The following is a 26,156-nucleotide window of genomic DNA, read 5'->3' on the forward strand; positions in this document are numbered from 1 at the left end:
GATAAGTGGACATTTTTTAGTTATACGCTTTGCCGGAAGCGAAAAAAGAAAAAACCGCCAGAGATATGAGCCCTGCGGTCCTTTGAGAATTCTTTACAACTAAACTTAAAAAACGGCGTATGACAAAGTAATCGGGCTAGAATCGGGTGTACATCAACACCAAAAGCTCAAGTGGAAATATAAGAGCAAAAAACGGCGTTATTTCTGCGATATCCGTCAGCTTGGGAGATATAGAGACAATTTATGTCGCTATTTTCCTACGCTGCGAGGAAAGGCTGCCCATTCTGGACCGTTTATAGAAAAATAAGTACAAAAATTGCCGCTAATGAGCTGACATAGACTATAAATCCGGATTATAAGTACGTAAATTGCCGTTATTTTGAAGGCCGAGATTGTTCGTTCCGTTTTAGGTCGGGCAAAGCTTAAAGCTCATTTTTAGAAAAGATCTTAATCGACATAGCTATAGAAATACCTAAAATCATAACAACAAGAGTAATTAATATCAGGTATTTCATGCCCTCCGGCAGGTTTGAAAAAATGGTGAGATCCATTCCCGAAACTATGTTATAAATCAGAGGTGTTCCAAATGAAGCCGCAAAAAGTATAATCATAAAAGCATATTTGGTTTTTTCCACTCCGAATTTAAATTGAAAAGGAGTATATATTCCGTATATGACAACGTGTATTAATAAAGTCATCAAAATCGCAAAAGGAGTGATTGAGGGAATCGATGGCATCATCAAGGTGGTCAAACCATATACAACGCAACAACAAACAAAAACCAGCAGAAAGTGGATATACTTAGCCACAACAATATCGCTGCGCGAAAAAGGAGCGGCACACAGCAAAGCATTAACCTTTGGATATTTCAGCTCTATCATTGCGACATACTGCCCTAATATTAACTCAGCAAAAATGACCGTAAGCATAAAAGAGCCGACACCCAAGATTTCTGGACTGCGACTTGCAATAAATAGAGGTAGCCCGATAACCATTGCCATAATAATGAGAAAGAAATTTTTGGATAATAGAAAATCTTTCTTAACCAACTGCGGAATCATCCTTTTAGCCCCCTTTCAATATAAGCCAACATAATGTTCTCAATAGTGGGCCGTTCAATCACAATATCAGACATCATTTGTTGAACATCCGGCAAATGCTTTGTGATGCCGGTAAAACTATAATTTGTAGCTTGAAGATTCAGAAACAGAGATCTATTTTTGCTGTTTAACGCATTAATATCGCCCTTTACGACATGATGGCCCTCAAGCAAGGTGTCTTTTTCTTGCTCAAAAATGATTTTCCCTTGATCGATCAGGATGAGCATATCGGCAACCTTATCTAAATCAGAGGTAATATGCGTTGAAAAAAAGACTCCTTTGCCCTCCTGTTTCATGTAATCCTTGATTATTGCTAAAAGTTGACTCCTTATCAAAGGATCAAGACCGCTTGTTGGCTCATCCATTATAAGCAAATCAGCTTCGTGGGAAAGGGCTAGAGCCAAAGCGTATTTCATGCGCATACCTTTTGACAGCGTCGCAATCTTTTGCCGGGAATTCAAAGAGAAGCTCTCCATGTATTCCTTAAAGGTTTTATCATTCCATTTGGAATAAGCTGGAGCGATAACGCTTTTCATTTCAGCCATTGTCAAATCATCATAGAAACTGCCTCCATCCAACACAACGCCAATACGATTTTTTAGCTCCCTTTCATGTTTATCCAATTCTTTCCCAAATACTTTTACTGTTCCAGAGCGTCTTTGTACAAGGCCCAGGATGGTTTTAATTGTAGTAGTTTTCCCAGCTCCATTAATACCGATAAACCCGGTGATACACCCCTCCGGCAAAGAGAAACTCACATTTTTATACGAAAAATAACTCAACGCGTTAAAGTGTGGAAGCGCGTCGAAACAAAAAGGGGGGGTGTTTGATTCTTTTTTTTCCATAATATGGGTTTATACTGAATTCAGTTCATGAAGTTCAACTTCATAGCCCATCTGTTTGATTTTTCGAATCCAGTACTCGATGGTTTTTTCACGTTTACCCAAATAGTCTGCGCCCAGTTCCTCGTAAGGCACTTTATCTCGTAGGACGACGTAGATGATCCGTAAGAGTAAATGTGAAACCGCTATAATGGCTTTTTGTTTACCCATTCGTTTGACTAGCCTGTAATATAAAGCGGATATCCGGGAGTCTTTGACCCTTATGGCGGCCCAACCGCATTGACAAAGTACGGATTTTAGTCCCTTATTTCCGCGTTGGTTCTTTTTTCGTTTTTTTTACCGTTACTTTCATGGTTGGCTGGGCATACCCCGGCCCATGAAGAAAGGTGAGCATCGGATGGAAAATGTGACATATCTGTACCCAATTCGGCCACGATGCTCGCCGCTGCATCATGTTTGATCCCAGGAATAGTGTCCAGCAACTCCATTTCCAAGCGATAAGGCATAGTCAGTTGTTCAATTTCTGTTTCCAGTTCTTGAATCTCCTGTTCTAGATACGCAATATGCTCCAGATGTCTTCGAATCATTTTCCGATGATGAAGGCGTAAACGGCCGTTTAGCGCCTCAATAAGTTCGGGAACTTTGCGTTTCAGAGACGACTTCACCATGTCACGAACCTGCCGTTCATTAAGCACTTCACCGTTGACAATGGATTCAAGTAACAATCGGCCGGAAACCCCAAAGACGTCTGACATAAAGGTGGTGAGTTTCAGATTGGCATCTTGCAATATCTTGTGAATCCGGTTCTTCTCTTGGGTCACATTCTGCAGGAGTTTCCGGCGGTATCGAGTGAGGTCACGCAAGTCGCGAATATCTACGCTCGGGACAAAACTTTGCTCGATTAATCCGCTTCGGTGTAACCGGGCGATCCACTCGGCATCGCTATAGTCGGTTTTTTTGCCTGGAACATTCTTGATGCGGGCCGGATTGGCGAGGGTCAACTTACAAGAATCCTCCAGAATGTTCCATACCGGCTTCCAGTATACCCCGGTGCTTTCCATGGCCACATGGGTACATTGTTGATCTTCGAGCCAGTCTTTTAAACGAAGTAGTTCCTTGGTGGTCGTTCCGAATGTCTCGATTTCTTTTGACGGTCTCTTGTCGAGCGGACCGTACAGAAGGCAGGCCACGATATTATCCTGATGGACATCTATACCTGCACATCGTTCCAAAATCGCATCCAAAACGAACAACTCCTTTCTGGATGTTTTAAGCAGATCATGCAACCTTGTATAAAGATGACACTTTATACTCGTACTCGTGGTAACAATCGGCGATTCTCGTGGTTGCAATTGGTCCGATTCTAACACGGAGTGTTTCTCCAAAATGTAATCGACCTATGATCCACCTATAATTATTACCTCATAAAGTGAGTGCGTGTACAACCCATATTTTTCATATATGGCGGTGGCCGCCAGGCCATATTTGATTCTAAAGAAAAATCCCGATATGACTTACAAAGTCCTGAAACTTCCAAAATGTTATTCATCGTCTAAATCTCCTCGTACAATATTTCCATCATTGCGTTTAGTTCTTCTTTGCTAATATTAAGCATTTTTGCCGTCTGTATCATATCCTGCATCTTTTGTTCAACAAGGCGTCGCTTGGAATCTCGAAGAATTTCCAAATTTTGGGCCGAAACAAATGTACCAATTCCAACTTGACTTACAACAAAACCTTCTTTTTCCATTTCGTCATATACCCGTCTAATAGTTAGTACGCTAACCTTTAAGTCATTTGCAAAGCTACGAATGGAGGGAAGCAAGTCACCTTCAACCAACTCGCCCTGAAAAATCGCATCTTTTATTTGGTCTTTAATTTGCTGATATAGCGGAACGTCTGATGTATTAGATATGAGGATTTTCATCTTATCAGCCATCTTTCCTTTAGTGTGTATTACTACAATACACATTAAACACTTAATGCACTATCCTGTCAATATAAGATCGCTCATGCCGAAAGTGGATATATATAAGATTAAGGCCGCAATCCCATTTGGTTGCGGCCTCAACAGCAAAAGCACAACTCTTCTATTCCGTTCCCGCTTTCAAGGCTTCGCTCATCGAAACGGCATGGACTTTTTTTCTGCAAAGCAGCTTCGACAGCTCATTGGAGAACATGACAATGACGAATCCAACCCCGATGTAAAGCGGGTCAATGATCACCGGCATGGCAAAAGGAGCGCTGTTTTCAATGGCTTTCATCCAGTCTCCCATAGCGGCAAAACTGAGCAATATGCCCAGGATATATCCAGCCGCGACGACTACCGTGGAACTGTTAAGGACCAGGGAATTGACTTCCTTTTTCCGGTATCCGAAGTCCTTCATGAGCGAAATCGTACTCTTGTTTTCCTCAATGATCATGGAGGTTACGACATAAATGATCATCATTCCGATGAGAAACGCCACCTCCGCAACGAATACGACCATGGATGCCAGAGGCGAAATGGTGGTCCCGTAGGTTTGGTTTACCTGCTGCAGAAGCTGCAAGATGCTGCGGGACGTATCGAAATCCAGCGCACCGGTCGGCTCGTCGCACAGCAGCAGCTGCGGATTTTTGACGATCGCCCTGGCAATGGAAACCCTTTGTTGCTCGCCGCCGGAGAGCTCCCTGGGGAAGCGGTGTTTTTTATCCTTTATTCTCACCGCCGCTAAAACCTCGTCCGTATTCAGAGGGAATTTGCTGATATTGGAAACCACTTCAATGTTTTCGGCAACGGTAAGATTGGGCACCAGGTTGTAAAACTGGAAAACGAAACCGATATTTTCGCGCCTATAATCGGTCAGCTTGTCGGCATTCAACCGGCTGATCTCGGTCCCGCCGACGATCACCCTGCCGCTGTCGCCGCGATCGATCCCGCCGAGGATATTCATCAGCGTGGATTTTCCTGAGCCCGAAGGTCCAAGGATCACGCCGATCTCTCCTTTTTCCAGCTGCATCCCGATTCCTTTTAAAACTTCGGTTTTGACCACGTCCGTTGTATAGCTTTTCTTTAGGTTGGCGACATCAATAAACATAACGGGGCCCCTCCTTTTACCGGTATAAGGCTGTCCGCAGAATTTGCAGATACTCCTCGAGCCCTTTGACCAGTTCATCAGAATGTGCTTTGTAGGCGGCGATATCATCGCCATACCGGAATTGACTGTCGAGCAGACCGTTTATCGTCCATATCATGATGTTTTTCGCCTTTTCCTCATCGATGCCTTCCTTAAACAACGTTCTGTCATTATGGGATCTTTGGCAGACTTGCTGTATCGCAAGCAAGGGAGAATTCAACAAATCGCCGGGCAGCCCCTCCGGAAATACTTCTTTCATGGCGGCATAAGCTTTTGTCAGAACGCCGATTTCAAGCGGGTATTGGGAAGACAGTTCAACCTTCAGCTTTGATACTCTTCTGATATTTTCAAGAAAGTCGCAGCTTTCTGAAATAACCTTTTCATATTCGGCAATAATCAGGTCCGAAGCATATTTAATGAGAAACAGAAAAAAACCTCTTTTGGACCCAAAGTAATGAAACAACAGGCCCTTGGATATCCCCGCCTCCTTCACGATGACATCGGTGCTCGCCGCCGTATAACCTTTGGAAAACTCCTTTAGTGCCGCATCGATGATACGCTCGCGTCTTTCTTCTTCCATCGTCATAAACTTATGTTCCTTAACGTCGTATTCTTTGACAAACTCGGAATCATCCGTTCTTCTAGCCAGCTTCTTCACCTCATTCAGAAGTTTGATTGACTTGAAGTCAATATATTGGCGAATACAAATTTGCTCCAAAAAAAGATGGTGCAGCCTCACAGCCACACCATTTCCCGTATATGAGTATTTCCTTATATAGTTCAACTATGCCGAGGATTCCTTTAACGAAGGTTTGCCCGCTTCAAGCAATACCCGGTTTCGGCCCAAAAACACCGAGAGAATCAGCATCAGCAAACCGGTACCGATCAGCAGCCACTCGATTTGAATGACGTCGGCGATCGGGCCGAAAATCAGCATGCCGACCGGCATCATCGAAGTCGATATCATACCGATCACGCCAAATACGCGGCCCAAGAAGTTCTCATCCACTTTTTCCTGGATCAGCACGTTGGTCGGGGTGTTGAAAATCGGCATCGCCACGCCGAAAACGGCCATAAACAACAAATAGATCCCAAAGAACGGAACGACGCCGAGCAAAAACGTACAGGCGCCCATCAAAAGACTCGCGGCGGCCATCGTGTGAATTTTGTTGCGAAATCCGCCCCATGCGGCGATCAGTCCTCCCCCGGCCATCATGCCGACGGAGAAGGCGATTTCAATCGCCGTGAGCCGCCATACCTCATCCCCGAAGGTACGCGTTACCTGGAGCGGCGTCAAAAAGGCGGCAGGGGCCATCATCACCATAAATATGGCAAAATACACAAAAAACGTCTTCAGAAAAGCATGGTTTTTGATGTAATTCAAACCTTGCTTCATATCGCTGAAATACCCTGTCGTTTGTCCGCCGGCGGCTTTTTGGTGAACCGGAATTTGGAAAAACAGCAGCAGCGTTAAAATAGCGATGGCGGCGGTCACGACGTCGATGAAAAAGATCATCTCGATGGACGCTACGGTTAACAGCGCGGCGCTTACGATCGGAGATACGAACATAATCACCGCCTGCAAGCTTCCGTTGGTCCCGTTGACCTTCGTCAGCTTATCGCTCGGCACGATCTGCGGCAAAATCGCGCTCACCGCCGGGGTTTGAACCCCGGTCCCCAACGCGCGCACCGCGGAGATCACAAACAGGAGCCAGGTCGCGTCGTAGCCCAGCAAAAACAGCAGCGCGAGTACCAGCGTTACCGTCGCGATCATTCCGTCCGCCAGCATAATAAGCAGCTTCCGGTTGTAACGGTCGGCCCATACGCCGGCAACCGGGGATAAAATAAATGTCGGAATAAAGCCGCAGAGGATGTAGAGCGTCATCATCATTCCGGACTTCGTATTCAGCGTAATATACCACATGATGGCATACTGGACCAAAGATGAACCAAACAGTGAGATCGTCTGGCTGCTTAAAAAGAGAATAATGTTTCTTTTCCAATGATTCATTGGCGGATTGTTGCTTGACCTGTCTACGCGGCTCACGGTCATCCCCTCTCTGTGCTTCGATATTTTTTATATAACCATAAGTATATCATTGGATCTTGATAAATATTTCTTCCCAATTGCTCACCCTTTGGCTCAGCAGAAATATTATTTCCTTACTTGCTTGAAATTCTTCTTGTCAATCCCACGATATTCGATTATATTTAGAAACGATACGTTTCGTTTTATAATAAGCAGAAGGAGGAGCGTAATTAATGAATCAGCGAGTTTTCAAAACCGGGATATTTTCGGTTCAGTGGTTCGTATTTTTGGTGGCCAATTCCTTGATTCTTCCGATTGTTGTGGGGCAAATCTTTCATCTGTCCTCCAGCGAAATCATCGGTTTGATTCAGCGCATGTTTTTCGTGGTCGGCATTTCCTCGCTAATCACCGGCTGGTTTGGGCACCGCCTGCCGATTGCGGACGGTCCGGCCGGCATTTGGGTCGGGATTTTCGTACTGATGGGGCAATTGGCCGCCTCGCAAGGCAGCGATCCCAAGCATATGCTGCAGCTTCTGGAAGGCGGCATGCTCATCACGGGGCTTGCCGTCGTTCTGATCAGCCTACTCGGCTGGGTGCGGATCATGCTGCGCGTATTCACCCCGCTGGTTACCGGCGTATATTTAATCATGCTGACACTGCAGCTCAGCGGGACGATGCTAAAGGGGATGGTCGGGCTAAACGGCGCTTCCGCTTCCGTTTCCGTCGACCCAACGAGCATCATTCTTTCCTTCGCCGTATTCTTGCTCGTGCTGGCATTGTCGATTTGGGGCAAAAGCTGGATGCGAAGCTATGCGGTCCTCTTTGGCGTCATCGCCGGATGGGCCGCATACGCTTGCGTGTCTGGGGTTGGAACGATATCTAAATCTGCTTCATTGTTCCGGGCCCCGGAGTTGTTTGCTTGGGGAATGCCGGCCATGAACAGCGGCATGTTGGTCACTTCCATCATCGTGGCCTTTATCCTGATCTCCAGCGTAATCGCAAGCAGGTCGGCGATGGAGCTCGTTGCGGACCAGACGCAGCCGGAAAGCCGGGAAAAATCGTTGAACCATGGGGGCATCGCCGCTGGATTGTCGAACGTGTTCTGCTCCTTGTTCGCGGCTATCGGCGTCGTTCCGTTAACGATTTCAGCGGGTTTCGTCCGGCTCACCGGCCAAAGAAACATGAGGCCTTTTTACTACGCCTGCGCCCTACTCATTCTCGTCTCGTTCGTACCGGGCATATATTCCGTCCTCTCCCTGCTGCCCGCGCAGGTGGCGAATGCGGCCATGCTCGCTTCTTTTGCCCAAATGATCGGCATCGGCATGCGTTCCATTTTGAAAGAAGCTTTGGACGAACGACGGCTGACGATTTTGGGACTGGCGCTTTCGTTTGGAACCGGCGTCATGTTTCTGCCTCAGGATTTGTTTAACACCCTGCCGGCCCTGTTTCAGTATCTGCTTGGAAACGGCGTAATGGTGGGAATGATCGTGGCGCTCGCGCTTGAGCAGGCGTGGAGGGAGAAGAAGCCGGAGCGGGAGCCGGGATCCCGGGCGGCGTCAGGCGGTGCCGCATCGGTGTAAATCACTGCGGCGGTATGATATGATTAGGCCAAAGATATACCAACGGTTACAGGAGATGAAAAAATGACCGCCAGAACCAACGTGTCCGCGGGCCGGCCGCGCAGCGAAGCATCCAGAAACGCCATATTGCAAGCAACGCTCGAGTTGCTGGAACAGTCCGGATATCCTTCTCTAACCATCGACGGCGTCGCCGCCCACGCCGGTGTGAGCAAAGCGACGATCTACCGGTGGTGGCGCGACAAAAAGATGCTTGTGCTGGAAGCGTTCCTGACCCTGTTATCCCCCCGGATCGACTTTGACGAAACCGCCTCGGTACGGGACAATTTCATCCGCCAGTTAAAAGCGATGTCTGACCTGTTCGCCCAGCCGCTCGGGCGCTCCATGCTGTCCGTCATAGCCGGCGGCGAAGCGGATTCGGAGGTGGTGCGGGCATTTCATACCTCCTATCTCCTCCCCAAGCGGAACGAGGCGAAACGGTTTATCGAAGCCGGAATCGAACGCGGCGAGCTTCTGCCCGGCCTTGATCCGGAGATTACGCTGGATTTGATCTTCGCTCCCGTATACCATCGCTTTATCGTCCATAAGCAAACACCTGATGAGACTTATATTGAAGGACTGGTTGACACCATCCTGAAACCTCTGGCTTCAAACCATACCTAAAACAAGAAAGCAGCAGCCAGGGAATCCCCTAACTGCTGCTTTTCTTCTTCTAGGGCGTAATATTTGACTTATTTGCTGCTGACGGATGACGAAACGCTTTACCGCAATCGGGTCGAAGTAGATCCGCTGTTAAAGGACGAGAACGGGCCAATCCCGGTCGTGCATTACACCCCGAGCGCAAAAACGCTGCAAAGGCGCGATCGGCTGGCCAGATACGCCTGCGAATCCTTGAAAGCGGCCGGTGCCAAAAAAATCATCCGCTCCGATACTCCTTTCGCTTTTCAGCTTCATTTGGAAAGCACCATGCGCATGGGTTTCGTCGTAGACACGAACTGCGAAGCTTATCAGGTCAAACGGCTATATATCGCCAACAATAGCGTTCACTTCAACGGAATCGGAGGTCCGAATCCGACGCTGACGACCCAGGCGCTGGCCACCCGGACGGCCGAAAAACTTGCGGCTAAATATTTCGCTTAGCCCGGCGGCAGGGTCACGGAAAAATACAGGGCAACGCCCGATAATGCGACTATGGCCAAAAAAACGATCGCCTTGCCAAAGCTCTTCATCTCCTTTTTTCCCCGCCTCTTTTCCAAAATCTTATGGTTGAAGTATGCATGCCTCATAGGAAATTTATTCAAACTTCGCCGGCCGAGCCTTTCTGGCACCGCCCTTTGCTTTGTTCCCGAATAAACTGGAAGATGCAGGATACCCTATTAAGCATGAACCTATTGGAGTGAAGCTTGTTGAAAAACACACGTCTATCGAAACGCCTGACAAAAAAGCTGGCAGGGATCGACCCGACTCCCGACACGCCGTTATCTGACAGTCTCGACCTCAACGAAGCGGCAATCAGACAGGCTTTTATGCATTGCGCCGATCTGGTCACGCGGAAATTTTATATTGTTCATTCACTTCCCTGCTTGGCGGTGTATCTCGAGGTGTTGGTCGATCATACGCTTTGGGACGAAGGATTGTTAACGCCGTTAATGAAGCTGGATCCCAAAGAAGCTGAGTCCCCGGAGCAGTTGATTGAACGCTTGAAGCATCATCTGCCATCGATTGTCTCAATGGAAACGGTATCAAATCTGAAGGAAGCTGGCGGGCGCATCGTCAATGGCGAGGTCGTCTTATTTTTCGAGTCTTCCAGGCAGGCATTATCCATCAAGATCAGGAACAAACTGCAGCGCCAGCTGGAAGAGCCCAGCACCGAATCGGTGATTCGCGGCCCGCGGCTCGGCTTTATCGAGAGAATCGATGTCAACATGGCTCTACTTCGCCATATTATCCGGACGCCGCAGCTTAAGATGGAGAATATTACCTTAGGAACGACGTCACAAACCGAGGTGGCAATCGTCTACATCGACGGCCTGGCAGCCCAAAACATAGTAGAAGAGGTCCGGCGGAGGCTGAACAAAATCGATATGAACAGCGTACTGACCTCCGGGTATATTGAAGAGTTGATCAGCGATCATCCCCGGTCTCCGTTTCCGTTGCTTCAGTCGACCCAGCGGCCCGATGCCGTGTCGGCCTCGCTGATCGAAGGCAAAGTAGCCGTGCTTGTAAACGGCTCGCCCTTTGCGCTGATCCTGCCCGTGACGTTCTGGTTCGCATTCCAGACGGTCGAGGATTACTACATCAATTTCCTGTTCGCTTCCATGCTGCGTATGTTGAGGTATTTGTTCGCTTTCCTGGCTCTTGCCTTGCCTTCCATCTTCGTAGCGGTCACAACTTATCATCCGAAATGATCCCGTCGTCGTTGACGATGACCCTTGCGGCATCGCGGGAAGTTGTTCCGTTCCCGGCGCTTATGGAGTCGCTCATGATGGAGGTCACGTTCGAGGCGCTTCGCGAGGGCGGCGTCCGCTTGCCGCGTCCCGTCGGGCAGACCATTCAGCATCGTAGGCGCGCTGGTTATCGGACAAGCGGCCGTTCAGGCCGGCATTATATCGGCGCCCCTCGTTATTGTGGTGTCGTTGACGGGGATCGCCTCGTTTCTGATTCCCAATCCGAATTTGAGCCAGGCGGTCAGCCTTTTGCGCTTTCCGCTGCTGATTTGCGCCGGGACATTCGGGCTTTACGGATTCGGGGCCGGTTTGATCGCCATTCTGATTCACTTAACCAATCTGCGGTCCTTCGGCGTCCCTTACCTGTCACCTGTAGCTCCGTTTCATTTGGAAGGGTTACTCGACGTTTTCTTTAGAGCTCCTTGGCAGGTACTTAATAAACGGCAGCGCCGCGTCGGGCAGGAATTGGAGCTGAAGAAGAAATGAATTTTCGCCGAATCGCCTTCACGTTCACAGCTTTATGGTGTTGTCTCGCCATGCTTACGGGATGCTGGGACCGCAAGGAGATGGACGAGCTTGCTTTTGTCACGGCTTCCGGTCTCGATCTGTCCGAAAGCGGGGAAATGGTTACTTCCTTGCAAGTCGCCTTGCCGATCGGACTTCCGACTCCCGTGCAATCCAAAGGAAAAAAGTCGTTTGTAGTTCTTACGAAAGAAGGAAAGAACGGCATCGATACCCTGAACAAGGAGCAGCAGCAATTGTCGCGGAGCATCGATCTGGGACACCGGAGAGTGATCGTCATCGGCGAAAGTCTCGGCAGACACGGATTGAACCAGGTGTTGGATACGCTATTGCGCTCCCCGGAAAGCAGGTATAACAGCTATATCGTAACCGCTTATGAAACGACGGCCAAAGAGGTCCTCAGCACCCCTTACCTGCTCGAGGAAATTCCCGCCGTCGGCATAAACAACATTATGCAGAGCGATTTCACCCTGGCCGTCAGAACCGACGAGTTTTTGGATGCGCTCGCCACCTATGGGAAGTCTCCGGTAACCGCGGGCATCCGGGTTACAAAAGATGGGACCGGAAATCCGACCTTCACACTGGACACAATTGCGGCTTACCGTGATAACAAGCTGGTCGGATTTCTTTCCGGAGACGAGCAGAAAGCGTTTCGCCTGTTTCGGGAAAATATCCAGGCATTGAGCTGGGTGGTACAGTTCGATACCCCGAAACCCGAATATAAAGGAACCGTTAGTCTAAGCATCTTGAAAGTGAAGACGAATATTCACACCCGAATGATTGAGGAGAAGCCCGAAATCACCGTTCATCTTACGGTAACGGGCAGAATCAGCGCCAACGACACGGAGCTCGACATGGCCAAGTCGGAGGTACACGATCGCCTGGAACGGACATTTGAAGACGAACTGAAAAAAGCGATGGAAAACGCCGTCTCGATCTCTCAACAGAAATTCAAATCGGATATATTCGGATTCGGCAGGCAGGTCCATATCGACCACCCTTATGCCTGGAAGAATCTTAAGGAGCAATGGGATGCGATGTACCCGACGATTCCGGTCGAAGTGAACATCGATGTCCGAATCGAGCGATTCGGAAGAACACAGGCTGCCGGACATCTTATTAAAGAATGATCAACAAAAGAATTGAGGATGGTTGGCATGAAGGTAACCGGCATGCAGGTTTTCTGGATGATTACTTTGATGGCTATGGGAATGACCTTAATCATGACGTTAACCCCAAGCGTAAGCGCGGCCAGGCAGGATATATGGATGTCCATTATCGTTGCCGGCTGCATTGCATTTCTGGTTACCTTGATAACCACACGAACGACACTGCTGCACCCGGACCAGAACTTAATTCAATTATCCCAGACCCTCTTGGGGAAATGGCTGGGCAAAGCGGTTATACTGGTTTACTTCATTCAATGGTACACCATCCTCCCAATCGTTTTGCGGCAATTTAACGACGTCATCCATGTCATGATGCTGCCGCTGACGCCGAGTTGGGCGATTATGTTGATTATGATTGCCCTGATCGTCTATGCGACTTATTCGGGGGGAATTGAAACGATCGCCCGCTGCAGCGAGATTCTCGGCCCCATCGTCATCATCATGGTGTTTCTTACCTTGCTCGCCAGCATCAACAACGTGAACCTGAATTCCCTGCTTCCCGTGTACGCGGACAGCGGCATCGCGGCGATACTCAAAGGTTCGCTTGCCCCCGCCTCCTATCTTGGACACTCCGTAGAGTATCTTCTGCTTGCCTGCTTTTTGACCACCCCGCGCAAAGGGGGGCGGTACGCCTTCGCAGCGGTGATTGTGGCCGTGTTTGTCGTCCTGATCGCCATGACGATAGCTACGACGACAATCGGGGTGACGCTAACCTCCAAAATGTGGTATCCTTTTTTTGAAATGTCCCGGAAAATATCGATATTCGGATTTATCGAAAACCTTGATCCGCTGCCGATTATCGTTTGGTTCGCCAGCGTGTTCATCAAACTGGCGATATATTTGTTCATAACCAGCTACGGGACGGCGCAATTTCTGAATATTGAAAATTGGCGATTCATGATCTGGTTCATCGCGCCGGTCATCCTTCTTTTCGCCTTGATTCCGCAGAACGTAGCCGAAGCGGTCAACCATTACTTGCTCAATTATTGGATTCCCGTCGCGCTTCCCGTCAACATGGTAGGCCTTCCCCTGCTGCTGTTGACCGTGGGAAAGATCAAACAAGGCGTGAGCCGGTCGAAAAAATAACTCCCGTATAAACAGGGGGAGGGATCGTCTAATCCAAGGAGTCCTTGATCTGTTTCATATGATGCTGATCATGAGAAATAAAAAATTCTCTGATATAGGACTCCAACGTGAACCCGCGCTTGCCCGGATAAACCATCGTAAATTTACGATCCTCCAGCCTGCTCAGATGATCGATCATAAGCTCACGGTTTCGTATCGTTTCTTCCATCGCCGCCTTTTTGGTCATCCCTTTTCCGTAAAGTACGGATAGCTCGTTGTATCCTAAATAATCCGGGTGCTCGGTTAATTCCGGGGACTCGCTTTCGGCCAGCGCCTGAAAAGCAACCCGATTGAAGTATTCGTCCCATTTCATGATGTGAACGATAATATCGTGGATGCTCCATTTCCCCTCACTGATTGGCGAAAACCAAACTTGATCGTTTAAACTGTCCAATGACCTGACAAATTTTAAAAATTCATCCAGTTCGGAAACCAACAGCTGCTTCACATTATTTCCTCCAACAAAATGATTTAAGAAAATCATATCATAAAATCCAGGAATGTACGTTCGTATTCATGTCCAAATTTTTAACAGCAAAGCAGAGTCTCGCTACCCGGAAACAATGAGGACAGTTAACCGGGCAAGGGCGTGTGATAGAATATAACGTAGTGATCAACTCAACTTTCGCAACACGGATTTGGCAAATAAGGTTGATGTAACTGGGCGAAGCAGCTATCCAGACCTGAGTGTTGACATTGGATCAAAGGAGAAAGCTCCTCCCGGTTTTCGAGGGACTTCGTGGATCATATCCAGTAGTTGTAATAAAGCGAACGCCCCACCTGAGCGTAACTGCTTCATACTCCAGCTTTCTTGGCCCATTGTTAAATGGAATAGTTGCAAAATGTACAATTACTTATCCGCAAATACTGCCACAGCGCTTGATTAAGTGTAAAACCTGCAATTGCTCCGCTATCTTTCGTAGAAAAGGCAAAGAGACGAGGAGATAGTTGTATGAAATGCAATTAAACGAATGTTTGGGCCAATGGATATAAAGTTAGCTGTATGATTTGCAATTAATGGTCAGAGCTAAGCCCGGTCAAGCACACTTTTGCCCGCCATCCGACCAGGCGGTATAAATAGGCAGCATCAGCGGTTAAACCTTTTGGTTCCGCGAAAGTTGAGTAATTAAGATAAAGGGAGGCAGCAACTTATGAAAAAGCAGTTGGATAAATTGTAACGTTTTTTCAGGAGAGCGCTTTATTTCTATCGAATCCGCGGCCCGCCCTCCTTCTTAATTAACAACATCCAAATAAAAAAACGGGAGGCTGGGTCCAGGATGAGAGGCGAACAAGAAATGATGCAAATGATTTTGGACTACGCAAAAAATGATAACCGGGTCCGCGCGGTTGGGATGAACGGATCGCGAACGAATCCGAACGCGCCGAAAGACAGATTTCAGGATTACGATATTGTGTTTTTGGTTACGGACATGAATTCTTTTATCGCGGATAAACATTGGGTGGACTGCTTCGGAAGCCGGATCATCATGCAAACGCCGGAAGACATGAAGCTGCTTCCGCCTGAATTGGATGGGAACTACTCTTATCTTATGCTGTTCTCGGATGGCAACCGGATCGATCTTACCCTTTGTCCTGTCGAGAAAAAAGCAAATTGGATCAACGGCGACAAACTATCCATTGTCCTGCTGGATAAGGATTGCGCTCTACCCCATCTCCCGGAACCAACCGATCAAGATTACTGGGTGAAGCGTCCGTCAGCCGCACTTTACGCAGATTGCTGCAACGAATTTTGGTGGGTTTCCACCTATGTGGCCAAAGGCTTGTGGAGACGAGAAATGACTTACGCAATGGACCACTTGAACATGTGTGTAAGACCTATGCTGATCAAAATGCTGGAGTGGAAAGTTGGTTTGGACACCGGTTTCTCTCTTAGCACGGGAAAAAACGGCAAGTATTTGGAAAACTACCTGCCGAAGCAGAGCTGGCTGGCATTGATGTCCACTTATCCGCAGGGAACATATGAAGCAGTGTGGAACGCCTTGTTCACCGCATTGGATTTATTTCGCGGCACGGCGAAAGAGGTTGCGGAACAGTTGAATTACGAGTATCCGCTTGATGATGACAGAAACGTCACTGCATACTTGAAGCGGGTGCAACAGATGGAAACGTGACGTAGCATAATGTAGCGCAATAAACAAACGCCAATCTAACATTGATTCAAAAAACAACCGCCGTCAGCAGTATAGCCGACAGCGGTTGTTGTATATATCGTCATTTACGCTTTCGGGCGACCACCGCCAACCGGCCGTTGTCGGTCGAGTACTCGCACGTCGACAGTACAATAAGCTTGTCGCCATAGCGGGCTGTCACGCCGGTGTCGTAAAGAGCGAGTTTTTTGATGTTCTGTACATACGAATCGAACTCGGCGGGCGTACTTACGTTGTCAATCCGGTAGTACTTAAAAACGTCGTCCGATTTGCGATAAACTTTTGACAGAATTACAGCAATAATCTCATACTCTTCCTTTTCGTAAAGCGTATTGAACTGGAACGTTGCATGCTCCTTATAAAAGCTTTCTTTCTTGTACTTCACCAAGTCTTTAAACATCCATCCGCTTTTCATGTGATGTCCGTGAATCAGCAAAATGCCCGAACCGTTGATCCGGCTGTGAGCGTCCAAAAATGGGAGGCCGCCTTTGTTTTTCTTTTTATCGAAATCATGATTGAGATAGAACTGCGCATCTTGTGGATTCTGCATGACCGGGTACTCAATTCGGGTGCCGTCGATCTTCAGCCATCCGACGATGTCCGGGTTCCTCTCGTAAAGCTCGCGAAATTCGGGAAGCATGACCGGCTTGCCCGCCTTCATGATCAAAGAGGAGGGGAGTGCCTCCCCTCCGTCTTTGCCCGACTTTTCTCCCCAAACTTTTGACAACTCTACAATTTTCTTCCGTTCAGCGTAATCCTGCAGGAAAGTTCTCGCCATTTCGAAGAGAGAAAATACCAACAGAAGAAAGGAAACGGCGATAAGAATTTTTTTGGTTTTATTCATTTTCTTACCGCCTTTCCGGTTTACTGGATGTGCTTTTTCTTCTTGCTGCCGAGCAGACAAAGTCCGATCGTAATCAAGGACATCAGCGCCAAAGCCATATAGAATGTTGGCGGTGCGCTGTTATCTCCGGTTTGCGGAACATCATCCAGCTCGCTGCTGCCGTTGCCGGTTGGAATATCGACGCTGCCGGTTTCGGGTTTGCTGTTGTCGCTCGGAATGCCGACGTTGCCGACTTCGGTGTTGCTGTTGTCGCTCGGAATGTCGACATTGCCGACTTCGGTGTTGCTATTGTCGGTCGGAATGTCGGCGTTGCCGTCGTCGGTTGGGCTGTTGACGTTGCCGGTTTCGGTGTTGCTGTCGTCAACTGGAGTGCCGACGTTGTCAGCTCCATTGACGTCATTGTCGCTTCTACTATCGCCGTTGCCAGACACAGGATTTTGCGGCTGGGGCTTGCCCGGTTCAGGCTCTGGCTCGGGTCCATTTCCGCCACCGCCGCCGCCACTACCGCCACCGGAACGGATTGGCTTCATTGGCACGTCGTGTTTTACAATGTCAAAATCGACAGAGATCGTATCGCTCCTGTACGTCTCGTATCCGTCCTTCGTTACGATCAGATAGTAATCCGCTTCAGGAAACACCATGTACGCATAGAAGCCATTTGCGTCGCTATCCTGCTCTGGGCTCGCGTTGTCGTGCGGCGGAAAATTCGGAAACGGAGGGAGCGTTACTTTCGTATCCGGAATGCGCCCTTTTTCTACATTCCGCTGCGTATTCGCATAATACAGTGTAACTTTGGCTCCCTCAATTTTCTTCCCAGTGGTGGCATTTCCTGTCGTTTCATCATAAACCGTACCGTAAGGGTCGACCAATTCCTCGGAGATATTCAGCTCTCCGTCTGCCTTTACGTCCAGCTGTGTCACTTTGATGAGCAGTTCCTCGCCGGTCTCGGCTTGATAGCGAACTTCCATGGTGTACTTCTGCTCGCTCAGCCCTTCCACGGAGAAAGTTCCGTTCGAAGCCATCGGAAACGCCTTGGGCTTGCCGTTTTCCTCAATATACTTGTTGTTCTTGTCCTTCAAATAGATACGCATATTGCTGGTAAACGACTCGTTGAATAACTCAGTTGTTCCATCCAACTGCTTGAACAGAACGATCCCTACCGCCGTAATGTCCGCCGGAACGGTCTCGTCCTTCACGCTGCCGTCCACATTTGCTTTTTGCGTGAACTCGACAGGGACATCCTTCCCGCTTGCCTGATACCACTTCGTATATGTGATCGTATAGTCGGTATCGGCCGCAGCTGGGACGGAATATTCACCCTTCTCATTCGTCCGGATCTTCTGCGTTTCGTTGGTCTTCTTGTTAGTCACAATGATTTCCGCATTCGGAATGATTTCTCCTGTGTTGTTGTCACGCAACACACCTTCCAGATACGGGCGGGTATTGACAAAGTGTGCTTCGGCCACTTTTTTCTCCGGAATGGTGCCTGTGCGTTCAAAACTCACAGGATCCGTCACATAACCGTCCTTCGAATAATCACCCTGGGTCACCGAATACTTGAGATACGTCGGAAGTCCTTGCACAACGAACGTTTGGCCATCTGTAAGCTCGAAGGTGTCTCCGCTCGTGATCGTGCCCTTGCTGCCGTCCGACTTCTCATAGGAGTAGGATTTGTCCGCTCCTTCGCCTGTGAAGGTGACTGTGTACGTGAACGGCTTCTTCTTGTCGTCGTCTTTGCCTTTAACCGTGTTGCTGATGATCAGGCCGCCTTCGATGACTCGCACGTTCGTGAACGGGGCAACTTCATCTTTGCCCACCATGACCCCGGTATAATGCCGTTCCTCAGGCGTGGTCACATATTCGTCAGTTGTGTAGTCCTTCTGAGTCACAGTGTATTTCAGATCCTTAGGCAGACCCACAATTTCCAGCGTCTCTCCATCCTTAAGTGTGAAGGATTCGCCAGACTTGATCGTGCCCGGTGTATTCGTCTTGCCATCCGACTTCGTATACGCGTAGCTTCCATCCTTGCCTGTATCCTCAAAGATGACGGTGTACTCGAACTCCTTCGTCTTGTCGCCGCCGTTGCCCATGACCGTATTGCTGATCGTCAGCTTGTTGACGGTCCGTTCATTGGAGAAGTCCGCTTCGCGATCGGCGCCCGCCATGACGCCCTCATCAACCAATGTCTCAGGGGTGGTCGCGTAGCCGTCGTTCTTGTAACCGTCCTGGGTGATCGTATACTTCAAGTTGTCGGGAAGGTCTTTAATTTTAAAGGTCTCACCATGCTTGAGCTCGAAGGTGCCACCAGAAGTGATCGTGCCCGTCTTACCGTCTGAATGCTCATAGTTGTAGGTTTGACCCTTACCTGTACCATCAAAGGTCACCGTGTACTTAAACGGCTTGTCCCGCTCTGCACCGATCCCCGTGACGGTATTGCTGACGATCAGATTGTGAACGTTTCGCTTGTTGACGAAATCCGCTTTGTGGTCGTTTTTATTCACGATTGTGCCGGAATATTCTCTCGTCTCCGGCTCAGTCGTGTAACCGTCAACGGTTGTATAATCGGCCTCGGTTACGGTATAGGTCAGACCCGCTGGCAGTGCCGGGAGCGTTGCAGATTCCCCGTTCTTGAGGTTAATCTTGTCTCCGCTCTTGATCGTGCCAAACGTATTATCCGGCTTCTTATAGGTATACTCTCCATCCTTGCCTTCGCCGGTGAAGATCACGGTGTATTCGAACACTTTGCCCAGATCGCTACCGTTGCCCTCCACCTTATTGGTGATGGTCAGCTTGCCTTGGGCCGGTGTGGGCACCTTCAGCGGATTGTTCGAATCCACCTTCTGTCCGTCAACGAGGACAGGCTTACCCGGCGCATCGATGACACGCACCCGGTACACCGTAGTCGTAGGCAAGTAAGTATCAGGATCAATATACGTCTGCTTGAGCAAGTAATCACCCGGTACTTGAATAATGAAACTCGTCTTGCCGTCCGGACCAGTCGTTTTTTCTTCCATCTCATCGTTGTTCATATCCTTGGCCGGAGTACCATCAGGATTATATAGCTTGAACTTGACGTCCTTCAGCGGTGTTTTCTCGTCGGGACCAATCTTCAGGAGGTAGAGCAGCCCATTTTCATTTGCGCTTCCCGCCACATCGTTTGCGTCCAGCATAATACTGCTCTGCGCTTCGATCGGCGGAAGGGTATCGTCGCCCATCAGCTTGATGGAATTGCCGGCCGTTCCCGGCTGCATGCCCTGAGATTCGGTCTGGTAAACGATCTGATAGAACTTGTTCGGGTCGGCAAAATCAAACCTAAGCGTCGATCCCCCAGTTGCCGGGTCTGTGCCTGCGGTAACCTTCACTTCACTATTCGGATCCGCTAGATTCAGCGGCCCTCCGTCACGCTCCAGGCTGCCGTCCGGCTTCATCTTGCCAGGATAAACTGCGATATCGGAAGGTTCGAGAGATAGACCACCCTCCGCATTTTTGCGCAGCTTCAGCCCTTTGGCAAGGGTATCCAGCAAATAGACGCCTTTCTCCATTTTGAACGGAGGCGTATAGTTCACTGTCCATTCCTGCACGCCGGAAACAGGCTTTTTCGCCGTCTTGCTCAGAGACTGCACAGGCACAATGATTCTGTGCTTTTCGGTGGTGCTATAAGACTTGTCTCCCCATTTCATGGAGAACTCAGCCTGATTCTCACCGGCATCATTGTTGCCTATCTGGTAGGTCGCCAGCTTGGCATTGGTCGGACGCGCCTTAACCAGAATGACGTAGGGACTCTCCAGCTTGGAGAAGGTGAATGTGCCTACATTGCCATTCTTGGAGAAGCTCACTACATGCTGAGGCGTACCCGCCGAAATTTCCGAAACGGCCTGGGCATATCTACCATTCCCGCCTTTACCGTCGGTTCTATAGCCCGTACCACCTTTATATAGCCTATAAGCCTCGCCCGGAGCAAGATCTACAAACTCCCAGCCATCCGGTAACGTATCCACCAGCTTGATGTCGCTGGCTACGCGGGTGCCGCCATCCTTGGCCATCTCTTCCGTATTGAAGCCCGGCATGTTCACCGCCAGCCGGAAAGTGACCGTTCTATCCTTGCGGTCATAGCCTGCCAGGATGTAATTGTCAGGACGGGAGTTGTCCGTATACCAGTTCGGATCGTTTACTAGAATTGACCGCGTCCATATGCTGCCGCTATATTGGCCATAATAATTTCGGTTCCAATCGGCTGCAACCCCCTCTACACCCACCGTGTTGGCATACAGCATCTCCTTGTTCAACATCCGCACATAGTTCGAGGTGTTGGCTTCGGCGCGACTCATATAATCGTCGCCATCGAAGAGCAGCGCCCGGTTGCTCCATGTGTTTCCGGCGTTTTCCTGGCTAAACAGGTTATCCGGGTTGGTTGTGATGGCCTCAAAGGAAACGCTCCCCGGCACATCTCCTTTATACCCAGTCACTTTGATAAGATCCGCCACCGGCTCGCCGTCCACCGTCAAGGGGATCACTTTGCCGGTCAGTCCGCCGCTATTCACAGTCAGCGTACCCTCGCGGTATTTCTGCCAGAGCTGCTTGTCGTCGATTTGGCTCCTGATGGCATCGAGAGTTGTCTTCGGTATCTTATCATAATTCGCATCATCCAGATTATTCAGCACATCGAGAGAACCGCCATGAATCAGCAAATCATAGACGACTGGAGCATCCAGGTTGTACTGCAGCGTCAAGTTTATCGTCCACTTGGTGCCTGCGATGTTGTGCAGTGCGGTGGTTGTGGCGGCACTTTTCGTGAAGGCATGTGCGCCGATTTTAACCTGTGCGGTTTCCACAACGGCAGCGGGAGCGGTCCAGTCGGTCGCATCGTTGTTCTGGATGGCGGTTCCTTCATCCATTACATTCAATTCCCAGTTTGCACGCGCTGTATAGTCGAAGGTTGCCTTGCTGCTGTCTGTCACCCTCGTCACGACCGTCATATAGAGAGGGCCGTCCAGTTTCCCGCCGATGACGGTTCCGATGTCGTACTCCCCTGCAGCGTTGCGGGTTATTGGAGTATTCGTACCGTTGTCCCCATTCTTATAGGTTGCGGACACAAAATCCGTCCCGTCTGGCAGCTTGTCTGCAATCTTAACATTCTGCAAGCCGGATTTAGACAGCACGCTGTTATTGTTGATTCTCTGGTTGACCACAACCGTCCATGTGATCAGCGTATCGTTTCCGCTCTTGCTGGGCTTGCCGCTCACTGCAATCCAGTTAGGGCGTATGGCAATCCGATGGGTATTTGATAAAGCCTTCATATCGGCAGTGTCATCCAAAAGCTTTGCGGCATTATCAATGCGGTACCATCCATACTGATCAGCAAAATTGCCGTTCTTTTCATTGTAATAAGCTTTCTTAGGAATCCACGTTTTGAAGGTGATAGTCGCCTTGCTTTTGACGTTTTCTTTAGTGGATACCTCTGGGAACTTGTAGGAAAGCGTGCGATCAGCAGCAAAAGCAGGATCTGCCGCAATTCCATCCACCAAGAAGGACCCAGGCACATATACGCCGACGTTCGCAAGCTCATCAGAGAAGGTCAACCCGTCCAGCGGCATGGGGATGGTCTTATCATCCTTGTCGGTGGCAGTCACAACCGCTCGCCATGTAATAGCGCCCTCTTGAAAAGAGGGGTTGTTGATCCCGCTGTCATAGCCGCCGTTGCTTAAGGAACTGGCGACAATGGTATACTCCGGCACCAAAGCCGAGTTTTTAAACTTATAGCCGTCTCCGAAAATATTCGCTTCCCCGCCGCCGCCGGGGGTCTGATCCGCCGCCTTGGCGTTAGCGGAAAAGCCGATTTTGACACTGTTTCTACCGCCGTCATATACCCCTGCGCCATCAAACGTAATTTTGATGGAATCGTCAAAAAACTGAACGGTAGCAATTTTCAGGCTGCCTTGAGTGATTGGCATAGGACCTGCAGGCGTTAAATTCACTTCAGGGAAGTAGGTCGTCTTATCCAGGACGGCATAATCCCCTTGCTGAATTACGGTATCGGGCGGAGCACTGGGATAGTCGCCCTGGGTCGGCACGGCGATATCGTTCAGGGCAATGGTAAAGTTGTCCCGTCCGTTAATCTCGCCCCCCGGCTGAATCACAACCGCAGGGTCACCCTGCTTCACTGTGAGGTTAAACGTCGGATTGGCGTTCACCAACACCGCCGTTTTGTCCTTCGGGTCTGCCGCCATCAGTGCAAAATTGACCGGCGGAGCGTACACCGCCTCAGGCACTGACGATGGTTCGTCTGGCGCAGCGTACACCGCCTCAGATACCGACGACGGTTCGGCCGCTGTCCCGAAACCATCTGACGCGTTCTCCGCATAAGCTGCAGCAGAGAACGTCACTGACTGCAAGGCGATCACTATCGCCATGCAGAAAGATACTAAAGATGTTCTTACACGACCTCTTCGTTTCATGTCAAAGCTCTCCTTACGATATTTGCTTGCCCCAGCACCCCTTTCGCGTCGTCGAAACCTATGCCCTTTCAGATGACCGAATAAGGGCCGCGGGTGTGCGGGACGCTGATCAATGCTTAGTCGTCTCCCCTCCTTCGAGCATCTTTGCTATTACACACTGTATATGTGGAAGAATGTGCCAATCCCACACAGTGCGTATTTCCAACATATCACTACAAACTCGACAAAATCTCGACAAAGAATAGACAAAATTAGATATTCTGGATAGCAAAAAAACGGACGGAATTCCACTCCGCCCGATTTACCGGTCTTCTTTAACGAAACTACGCTTTCGCTTCCGAACTGTACAATCTCCAGATGACGATGCCCGGCAGGATAGCCCAGCAAAAAAACAGGCCGGCCCACTTGTCATGATGGACCAGCCTTTGCCTTAATGATCGGCGTTATGATTCACTTCTTTACAAGCGGAACCGCTGCGAATCCTGCTTGAGCTGGCTCCAGGTATAGCGAAGCAGCCATACATCCCAATCCGTGATCTTCGCCGAGTTGCCCGCCCACATAATCGTCGGCACCGGGAACCCTCCCTGCGGACGATCATTCTCTCCATAGAAGTCCGGCATGCCGAAACCGTGGCCGATCTCATGCTCTGTAATCTGAATCTCGTTGTTGTTGACCGTGCTCAAAATATAATCGTCCGACATGCGCTGTCCCCAATCGCCTCCGGCGCCGCCGCCAAAATTAGTCGTACCCCACAAATACATGTCAAACCGCTTGTCCAATCCTCCGGGATATGCATAATTCGGGTCGGTAAAGTGATCGAACCGGGACAACGCGCTGGGAGCAACGGGGAGGGCCGCCGGAATGCGTGGGTCAGTTTTGCTAAGCTCATCCACAATCGTTTGCGTGTAAACGATTTCATTTGGTTGCTTGTTAAGAATTTGCGCGGGATTGGCAACAGCCCAGCCCACCACTTTAACCGGGATATCACCATAAGGCCATCCGTCATACCCCTTAAGATGTTTTGTCCAGTTATTCAACTGGCGTCCCAGCATCCTTTCGATATCCTGCCGCTGCTGTAGCGCCAAATTTTTGGCCGACTGCCAGCGCACCACATAATTGATCGTTCCCTTACCGGCAAAGATTTGGTCAAAAATCAAATTTTTACGGCCTACGGAATTTTCCTTCAACATGCGGTTCTTGTAGACCCATTCAATGGAAGGTCTCAATGATGCAGGCATGTCGGACAATGAGGCTTGGATAGACTCTTCGCTTTGCGTTATCGCAGAACTCTGCGGCGTCTCGGCCAAGGCCGTGGCGGTTCCGGTCAGGGGGACCGTCAACATTGCGGACAGAAGAGCTAACAACCATTTTCGCTGTGTGGACATCATCAAATCATCCTTTCTTTTTCAAAAGTGATAGATTTACCGACTTGAAATAGCTATCTCCCTTCGCATGAAATTGATGGTTCATATTCTATTATTTAACATATAATAGAATATAAAGGTAGGTGCTTTTATACCTTTTTATAATAATATTTTTGGCTTCGTGTCTTGGTGTCCCTGCCTGCTGCTTGCCTTTGCACGATTATCCCCTTCTTTCAGGAGCAGGGAGCAGGGGGTGGGGGGTAGAGCAAGGGTTCCAAAAAAGAGAGAACAAAAAAGAGGGGAAAAAATGAGGCGGTTCAGGTGAGATTTTTGGCTTGATAAGAGAACTTATGTTTGGTATAATGAAATAAATGGAACTTATGTTCGTGTATTCTTGATTCGGGAGGTAAGCGGATATGGAAGCCAATGCGGGAACGGAACTTCAGCCATTCAGCAGCCGTTTTAACAGCGAGCAGGACTGCATGGAGGCGCTGATCGCGATGAAGTGGCCAAACGGCTTTGTCTGCCCGCGCTGCGCTCACACCCGGTGCAGCCGTCTGACTTCCCGGCATATCCCTTTATTCGAGTGCGGAAAATGCAAGCATCAAACATCGCCTTTGGTCGGCACGATTTTTGAAGGAACGCATCTCCCCTTGGTGAAGTGGTTCCAGGCCCTGGAGTTATTCCTGCTTGAGGGCGGCATCTCAGCGCTGCGGCTGCGCAAGGAGATCCGTGTCGCCTACAAAACCGCCTGGTTAGTGCTGCACAAAATACGTCATGCCGTGGGGGAGTTCGATGCCCGGGAGCTGCTCTCCGGAGACGTGAAGGTGAACAGCGATCAGTATGGGCGTAATCCGTCCCGGTGTCAGCTTTCGCATCCGTACGCCTCGGCGGTCGTAGCGGGATGCACGGTCACGGAGTCGGGCGAGCCGGAACAGGTCAAAATCCGCCTGGTGCCGCATAAGCGGGGAGGCGAAAAGAGGGCAAACCGTCACGATCTAACCGCGTTTATTGGCGGGCATGTGGATGTCCGTACATCGGCGGTACAGTTGTTCCCTCAGGCCTTTCGGCTGTATGCTCCCTTGCGGAAAGTGGTGAGAGAGGCGTGGGAATCGCTGAAGAGTACGTATGGAGCCTTGGGACTGAAGCATCTGCAGGCGTACCTGAACGAATACACCGGACGCCGCCGGCTGCGCCTGCCCGGAGGACTACCCGGAGCCGAAGAAACAATGCGGCAGAAGTTACTACGCATGTGTGTGGCGATTCCGGCGATCCCTTACCGCCGGCTGATCGCACGCCAACCGAACCAGCCCCTTGCGGTTGTAGCCTGATCACGGTCTTTTCATTTTTCCCGTTTTCTTCCCCCATCCCTCCGTCAGGTCTGCTTCCCTTCTCCTA

General features: G+C 49.6%; 18 protein-coding genes and 2 pseudogenes. 9 read left to right on the top strand and 11 right to left on the bottom strand.

What is annotated here, in order from left to right:
• Positions 1-422: 422 nt before the first annotated feature.
• From NYE74_RS20645 to NYE74_RS20675, 7 genes are all read right to left on the bottom strand, one after another.
• Positions 423-1,061 carry an ABC-2 transporter permease gene (locus NYE74_RS20645; RefSeq protein WP_036623201.1) on the bottom strand — a complete coding sequence of 213 codons (639 nt, stop codon included), beginning with the start codon at positions 1,059-1,061 and terminating at the stop codon, positions 423-425.
• Positions 1,058-1,945, bottom strand: coding sequence for an ABC transporter ATP-binding protein (locus tag NYE74_RS20650; RefSeq protein WP_316561825.1), 888 nt, complete (start codon positions 1,943-1,945; stop codon positions 1,058-1,060). The genes NYE74_RS20645 and NYE74_RS20650 overlap by 4 nt, the downstream gene beginning before the upstream one ends.
• 293 nt (positions 1,946-2,238) lie before the next feature.
• Complete coding sequence (locus tag NYE74_RS20655; protein WP_249732660.1) at positions 2,239-3,186, bottom strand: IS110 family transposase; 948 nt, start codon at positions 3,184-3,186, stop codon at positions 2,239-2,241.
• 308 nt (positions 3,187-3,494) lie between these two features.
• Positions 3,495-3,869 (bottom strand): GntR family transcriptional regulator, encoded by a 375-nt coding sequence (locus NYE74_RS20660; protein ID WP_036628206.1) that lies wholly within the window; start codon positions 3,867-3,869, stop codon positions 3,495-3,497.
• Between the two features lie 163 nt (positions 3,870-4,032).
• Positions 4,033-5,019 (bottom strand): ABC transporter ATP-binding protein/permease, encoded by a 987-nt coding sequence (locus NYE74_RS20665; RefSeq protein ID WP_082207781.1) that lies wholly within the window; start codon positions 5,017-5,019, stop codon positions 4,033-4,035.
• A gap of 16 nt (positions 5,020-5,035) precedes the next feature.
• Positions 5,036-5,803, bottom strand: a complete 768-nt coding sequence (locus tag NYE74_RS20670) for a TetR/AcrR family transcriptional regulator (protein ID WP_127463446.1) — start codon at positions 5,801-5,803, stop codon at positions 5,036-5,038.
• Positions 5,804-5,842: 39 nt separating this feature from the next.
• Positions 5,843-7,069 (bottom strand): MFS transporter, encoded by a 1,227-nt coding sequence (locus tag NYE74_RS20675; protein ID WP_036628209.1) that lies wholly within the window; start codon positions 7,067-7,069, stop codon positions 5,843-5,845.
• A gap of 251 nt (positions 7,070-7,320) precedes the next feature.
• Between NYE74_RS20675 and NYE74_RS20680 the strand changes: the two genes are divergently transcribed.
• From NYE74_RS20680 to NYE74_RS20710, 7 genes and pseudogenes are all read left to right on the top strand, one after another.
• Positions 7,321-8,667, top strand: a complete 1,347-nt coding sequence (locus NYE74_RS20680) for a purine/pyrimidine permease (RefSeq protein WP_124332177.1) — start codon at positions 7,321-7,323, stop codon at positions 8,665-8,667.
• 63 nt (positions 8,668-8,730) lie between these two features.
• On the top strand, positions 8,731-9,327 hold the full coding sequence (locus NYE74_RS20685) for a TetR/AcrR family transcriptional regulator (protein ID WP_051985460.1): 597 nt from the start codon (positions 8,731-8,733) through the stop codon (positions 9,325-9,327).
• Positions 9,328-9,390: 63 nt separating this feature from the next.
• The gene (locus NYE74_RS20690; protein ID WP_036623205.1) at positions 9,391-9,804 is read left to right on the top strand and encodes a GMC oxidoreductase; all 414 of its coding nucleotides are present in this window, start codon (positions 9,391-9,393) and stop codon (positions 9,802-9,804) included.
• Between the two features lie 386 nt (positions 9,805-10,190).
• Positions 10,191-11,128 (top strand): annotated as a pseudogene (locus tag NYE74_RS20695) (spore germination protein); the annotation flags it as partial.
• Between the two features lie 79 nt (positions 11,129-11,207).
• Positions 11,208-11,597: pseudogene (locus NYE74_RS20700) on the top strand (spore germination protein); the annotation flags it as partial.
• Entirely contained in the window at positions 11,594-12,763 is a 1,170-nt protein-coding gene (locus tag NYE74_RS20705) for a Ger(x)C family spore germination protein (RefSeq protein ID WP_082207782.1), read from the top strand. The pseudogene NYE74_RS20700 and the gene NYE74_RS20705, both read left to right, overlap by 4 nt.
• A gap of 27 nt (positions 12,764-12,790) precedes the next feature.
• On the top strand, positions 12,791-13,888 hold the full coding sequence (locus tag NYE74_RS20710) for a GerAB/ArcD/ProY family transporter (RefSeq protein WP_227872766.1): 1,098 nt from the start codon (positions 12,791-12,793) through the stop codon (positions 13,886-13,888).
• 28 nt (positions 13,889-13,916) lie between these two features.
• Here NYE74_RS20710 and NYE74_RS20715 read toward each other — a convergent pair whose 3' ends face one another.
• On the bottom strand, positions 13,917-14,375 hold the full coding sequence (locus NYE74_RS20715) for a DinB family protein (RefSeq protein WP_196427534.1): 459 nt from the start codon (positions 14,373-14,375) through the stop codon (positions 13,917-13,919).
• 829 nt (positions 14,376-15,204) lie between these two features.
• On the opposite strand from NYE74_RS20715, the gene NYE74_RS20720 reads away from it, so the two are divergent.
• Complete coding sequence (locus tag NYE74_RS20720) at positions 15,205-16,059, top strand: aminoglycoside 6-adenylyltransferase (RefSeq protein WP_036623211.1); 855 nt, start codon at positions 15,205-15,207, stop codon at positions 16,057-16,059.
• Positions 16,060-16,159: 100 nt separating this feature from the next.
• Here NYE74_RS20720 and NYE74_RS20725 read toward each other — a convergent pair whose 3' ends face one another.
• The 3 genes from NYE74_RS20725 to NYE74_RS20735 all read right to left on the bottom strand — a co-directional run bounded on the left by NYE74_RS20725 (position 16,160) and on the right by NYE74_RS20735 (position 24,779).
• Complete coding sequence (locus NYE74_RS20725; protein WP_316561585.1) at positions 16,160-16,939, bottom strand: class B sortase; 780 nt, start codon at positions 16,937-16,939, stop codon at positions 16,160-16,162.
• Positions 16,940-16,959: 20 nt separating this feature from the next.
• Complete coding sequence (locus NYE74_RS20730; RefSeq protein ID WP_036623215.1) at positions 16,960-23,394, bottom strand: DUF7601 domain-containing protein; 6,435 nt, start codon at positions 23,392-23,394, stop codon at positions 16,960-16,962.
• Between the two features lie 458 nt (positions 23,395-23,852).
• Complete coding sequence (locus NYE74_RS20735; protein ID WP_036623216.1) at positions 23,853-24,779, bottom strand: dockerin; 927 nt, start codon at positions 24,777-24,779, stop codon at positions 23,853-23,855.
• A gap of 395 nt (positions 24,780-25,174) precedes the next feature.
• Between NYE74_RS20735 and NYE74_RS20740 the strand changes: the two genes are divergently transcribed.
• Entirely contained in the window at positions 25,175-26,089 is a 915-nt protein-coding gene (locus NYE74_RS20740) for a transposase (protein WP_124332182.1), read from the top strand.
• Positions 26,090-26,156 lie beyond the last annotated feature (67 nt).

Origin of the sequence: Paenibacillus sp. FSL P4-0127 (genome assembly GCF_038007325.1) — a bacterium.
In the GTDB taxonomy this organism is placed as follows: Bacteria; Bacillota; Bacilli; order Paenibacillales; family Paenibacillaceae; genus Fontibacillus; species Fontibacillus macerans.

Coding starts and splice junctions, on each gene's coding strand:
- NYE74_RS20665 (WP_082207781.1), bottom strand. CDS start 5,019: ATGTTTATTGATGTCGCCAACCTAAAGAAAAGCTATACAACGGACGTG.
- NYE74_RS20740 (WP_124332182.1), top strand. CDS start 25,175: ATGGAAGCCAATGCGGGAACGGAACTTCAGCCATTCAGCAGCCGTTTT.
- NYE74_RS20720 (WP_036623211.1), top strand. CDS start 15,205: ATGAGAGGCGAACAAGAAATGATGCAAATGATTTTGGACTACGCAAAA.
- NYE74_RS20680 (WP_124332177.1), top strand. CDS start 7,321: ATGAATCAGCGAGTTTTCAAAACCGGGATATTTTCGGTTCAGTGGTTC.
- NYE74_RS20725 (WP_316561585.1), bottom strand. CDS start 16,939: ATGAATAAAACCAAAAAAATTCTTATCGCCGTTTCCTTTCTTCTGTTG.
- NYE74_RS20660 (WP_036628206.1), bottom strand. CDS start 3,869: ATGAAAATCCTCATATCTAATACATCAGACGTTCCGCTATATCAGCAA.
- NYE74_RS20730 (WP_036623215.1), bottom strand. CDS start 23,394: ATGAAACGAAGAGGTCGTGTAAGAACATCTTTAGTATCTTTCTGCATG.
- NYE74_RS20645 (WP_036623201.1), bottom strand. CDS start 1,061: ATGATTCCGCAGTTGGTTAAGAAAGATTTTCTATTATCCAAAAATTTC.
- NYE74_RS20650 (WP_316561825.1), bottom strand. CDS start 1,945: ATGGAAAAAAAAGAATCAAACACCCCCCCTTTTTGTTTCGACGCGCTT.
- NYE74_RS20675 (WP_036628209.1), bottom strand. CDS start 7,069: ATGAATCATTGGAAAAGAAACATTATTCTCTTTTTAAGCAGCCAGACG.
- NYE74_RS20705 (WP_082207782.1), top strand. CDS start 11,594: ATGAATTTTCGCCGAATCGCCTTCACGTTCACAGCTTTATGGTGTTGT.
- NYE74_RS20710 (WP_227872766.1), top strand. CDS start 12,791: ATGAAGGTAACCGGCATGCAGGTTTTCTGGATGATTACTTTGATGGCT.
- NYE74_RS20685 (WP_051985460.1), top strand. CDS start 8,731: ATGACCGCCAGAACCAACGTGTCCGCGGGCCGGCCGCGCAGCGAAGCA.
- NYE74_RS20735 (WP_036623216.1), bottom strand. CDS start 24,779: ATGTCCACACAGCGAAAATGGTTGTTAGCTCTTCTGTCCGCAATGTTG.